At 75.7% G+C, this 2,938-nt stretch carries 1 protein-coding gene; it reads left to right on the top strand.

Going from position 1 to position 2,938, the window contains the following annotated elements:
- On the top strand, positions 1 to 2,911 hold a 2,911-nt coding region (locus tag ACFRQN_RS40390; protein WP_380745627.1), incomplete at its 5' end, for an ALF repeat-containing protein.
- Positions 2,912 to 2,938 lie beyond the last annotated feature (27 nt).

Genomic DNA, 2,938 nt, shown 5'->3' with positions numbered 1-2,938 from the left:
CGCCCTGGCCGCCATCGGCACGGGCGGCCGCGCCGTCCAGGATGCGGCGCAGAAGGCGCTCGACGACGGTTCCGCCAAGGCGTTGACGGACTTCCTCGGCGAGGGCCTCGCCCGGGCCCGGGAGGAGGACCAGCGGGTCCAGGTCACCAAGGTCCTGGCGACCGGCGGCCCCGAGGTGCAGAGGCTCGCGCAGCGGGCCCTGACCGGGACGGCCGAGGACATCACCGACTTCCTGGACAGCGGGCTGGAGCTGGCCCGCGCCCGTGACCAGGAGACTCTGACGATCAGCCAGCTGGTCGAGGCCGCGACGGAGGCCGGCAAGCGCGCCAAGGCCGAGACCGACGCGGCCAAGGCGGCGGGCGAGCGCGCGCAGGAGGCCTCCCGGCTGGCCAAGGAGGCCGCGCAGAAGGCCGCCGTGGAAGCCGAGGCGGCCAAGAACGACCTGGTGAAGGCCGGTCGGGCCGCGAACCGCGCGGCCGAGGCGGCGGAAGGCGCCGCCAACGCCGCGCGGACCGCGATCCAGGCCTCCAATACGGCGGTGGCCGCGGCCCGGACGGCGGCGAACGCGGCCCGCGGCGCGGCCAGTGCCGCGGCGGCCGCGAGTCAGGCCGCCACGCGTGCCTACCAGGCCGCCTCGGCGGCCCGCCAGGACGCCGGCCAGGCCCAGGCGGCCCGCAACGCGGCGCAGGCCGCCCGGGACGCGGCAGCCGGCGCCCGCAGTGCCGCGGACGCCGCCGCGAGCGCGGCCGTCTCGGGCGCGCAGGCCGGGCTCTCCGCGAGCTCCGCGGCCAGCGCTGCGCGCAACGCGGCGGACGCTGCGGACGCGGCGAGTTCGGCCGGGGTGTCCGCCGGCCAGGCCACGGCGCAGTCCCGGCGGGCTTCGGAGGCGGCCGCACTCGCCCGCAGCGCCTCCGCCTCCGCCGACGCGGCCGCCAAGCGGGCCAACTCGCTGGCCTCCCGCGCGGCTTCGGCCGCGAAGGACGCGCAGGCGGCCGCCAACGGGGCCGCCACCCACGCGGAGAACGCCGCGAAGGCGGCGGACGCGGCCGCCGACCAGGCGGGCAACGCCCAGGACTGGGCGAACAAGGCCACCGAGCACGCCAACGCGGCCGTGGCCGCCGCGAAGGTGGCGGGCGACGCCGTGGCGGTGGCGCAGAAGGTCGAGGTGCTCGCCCGGGAGAGCGAGCAGGAGGAGCTCGAGGCCGACGCCAAGGTCGGGGTCGAGGAGGCCACGACGCTCCGCAAGGACGAGCAGGAGGAGGAGCGGTCGCGGGAGACCGCCATGACCCAGGCGGCAGCGGTCGACGAGGCCACCCGGCAGCTCGTCGCCAAGGCCGCCGACCCGGCGGTCGACACCGCGACGGCGGCCGCCGCCGGCCGCCGGGCCGCCGTCAACCTGATGGCCAGCAGCGGCGCGTGGACCAGCCGGGCCGCCCAGGGCGCACTCTCCGGCACCGACCAGGACGTGATCGGCTGGGCCGTGTCGCAGTACCCGAAGGCCCTGCGGCAGGACGACCGGGAGAAGACCCTGGTGTTCTCCACCCTCGGCGGCCCCGGCCTGGCGGAGGCGGCGCAGCGGGCGCTGGCCGCCGACAGTCCGGCACAGATCGAGGCCTTCCTCACCCAGGGCATCCACGACGTCCAGGCCGAGGACAACCGGATCCGGACCCTCAAGCTGATGAACAACGCGGGCAAGGCGGTCACCGACGCCGGGAACGCCGCCCTGAACGACGGCTCCTCGAAGGCCCTGACCGAATTCCTGGCCACCACCTACTGGCAGGCCAAGGCCGAGGACGACCGGGTGTCCGTACTCGCCGTCATGGGCAAGGGCGGCCCCACCGTGGCGGCCCTCGGACAGGTCGCGATGGCCGGGCCGGACTCGATGCAGAGCGACTTCGTCGCGCGGAGCCAGTACCGGGCGGCCCAGAAGGACCAGGACACCGCCACCCACGTGGCGGCGGTCCGCGCGCTGATCGCGAGCGCCGCCCGGATCGCGGCGCAGGCGAATCAGGACGCGGCCGAGGCGTCCACGGTCGCGGCCCAGGCCCGCTCGGCCGCCGCGGAGGCTGGCCAGTGGGCCGACCGGGCCCGGGCGTCGGCCTCGCAGGCCAAGGGCTACGCGGACGAGGCACGCAACCGGGCCGCCGAGGCCGCGGCTTCCGCCACCGCCGCGGCGGCCTCCGCCCAGCAGGCCAATACCGCCTCCGTCACGGCGAAGCTGGCGAGCCGGCAGGCCAACTACTCCGCGAACCAGGCCGCCGTGTCGGCCCACAGCGCGGTGGCCTCGGCGGCCTACGCCGCCGCGTCGGCGGCCGAGGCCAGGGCCTCGGCGCTGGCGGCCGGCAAGAGCTCGGAGGAGGCAGGGCAGGCCGCCAACGAGGCCGGGAACATCGCGGCCCGCAAGCGCGAGCAGGAGCAGGCGGCGGAAGCGGCCAGGGCGGCGGAGCAGGCCCGGCAGAACGCCGCGAACAACGTCAATCCCGCCGACAACCCGGCCTACGACACGATCGGGCCGATCTCGGCGGGCATCGACTCCGGCGACGACTCCAGGGCCACGGCCCGTGAGTATGCCAAGCTGGCCAACAGTGTCAGCAATTACCTGAGCATTGCGGCCGGAGTGGCCAAGTACATCCCGGGCCCTTACGGGCGGGTCGCCTGGGCGGGCCTCACCGTGGCGTCGGTGGCCGCCAGCGGGGTGAGCGTCGTGCTGACCGGCTACGGGTACGGGTGGACCAGCCAGGAGTTCCGGGCTTCCCTCTTCAAGTTCGGGGAGAAGAGCCTCCTGCCCTTCATGCCGATCGACAAGATCGCGAAGTTCTCGGTAGGCGGGAAGGATCTGGTGAACAGGGGAACACAGGCCGTCGTCCGCTCGGGGTCCAAACTCATGCGCGGCATCAAGCGCTTGTGGTGACGCGGGCCGTGCGGCGGTGGCTCCGGC

The sequence above is a fragment of the Kitasatospora sp. NPDC056800 genome (assembly GCF_042789775.1).
In the GTDB taxonomy this organism is placed as follows: Bacteria; Actinomycetota; Actinomycetes; order Streptomycetales; family Streptomycetaceae; genus Kitasatospora.
The sequence above is the reverse complement of the archived record's forward strand: the minus strand, read 5'-3'. Positions and strand labels throughout refer to the sequence as shown.